The 1,040-nt window shown below is 46.6% G+C and carries 1 protein-coding gene; it reads left to right on the top strand.

Features of this window, described 5'->3' with window-relative positions:
- Window positions 1–1,040: TonB-dependent receptor plug domain-containing protein (locus tag R7Z50_RS24895; protein WP_318149402.1), on the top strand; the 1,040-nt coding region annotated here is incomplete at both ends.

Below are 1,040 nucleotides of genomic sequence, written 5' to 3'. Positions count from 1 at the left end.
CCCTCTAACAGCACAGGCAGAAGAGCAACAAGTTGAAAAACTTCAAAAGATGAAAGTTACTGGTTCGCGCCTAACGCGCGCATCTATGGAAGGAAGCACTCCAGTAGCAGTAATTGGTCGAGCTGAAATTGAACGCGCTGGTGACGTATCGATTGCCGATGTATTGCGTAAATCATCTTTTAACTCATTTGGTTCACACAACGAGCGTTCAGGTAGCTCTGCGCAAAGTCAAGCAACGATCTCTCTACGTGGCCTAGGTTCTGAGCGCACTCTCGTTTTGATCAATGGTAAACGTCTCCCTGGTTCCGCATCAATGGGTGGTGGTGCAGCAAACATCAACGTAATTCCGTCAGCGATCGTAGAGCGCGTGGAAGTCATGGCCGACGGTGGTTCTGCGGTGTATGGCTCTGATGCTGTAGCAGGCGTAGTAAACATCATTCTTAAAGAAGAATTTGATGGCATCAACGTAACCCTGGGGTCTGGTATTCCAAGTCGCGAAGGAGCTGACGAAGAAAATGTTTCAATTGTGCTAGGTACAAGCGGTGAGAAAGGTAACATCATGTTCTCATTTGAACATGACAGCAAAGACGAAATTTACCAACGCGATCGTGATTACCTAAGCTCAACCAACACTGGCTCTGCAAACTACTTCGATATGTCAGGCGTTAGTATTTACGGGCGTAACGTTTATCATGATGGTCAGTTGAAAGCACTTAAAGGCTACGACACAGACGCTTCGTGTGATCCTTCAAAAGGTTTTGTAGGGTTAACGAACTACCCTGGCTTAGGTGATATCTGCGGCTACGACTACACATCGGAAGCTGCTCAAACAGCATCTCTAGAACGCAACACCGTTTTTATGAACGGTAACATTTTCTTATCTGATGACACCACGTTTAACGCTCAGGTTCTTTTAAACCGAAATGAAAGCTTTGGACGCTTCGCGCCAGCGGCTGGTTATTTCGAAGTCGATCCAACAACTACTGGTGGCGCAGCATTCTTTGCCGAAAATGGCTTAGATGCAACTAAAGGTCCTGCTG

Source organism: Vibrio sp. 1249-1 (assembly GCF_033340495.1).
The sequence above is the reverse complement of the archived record's forward strand: the minus strand, read 5'-3'. Positions and strand labels throughout refer to the sequence as shown.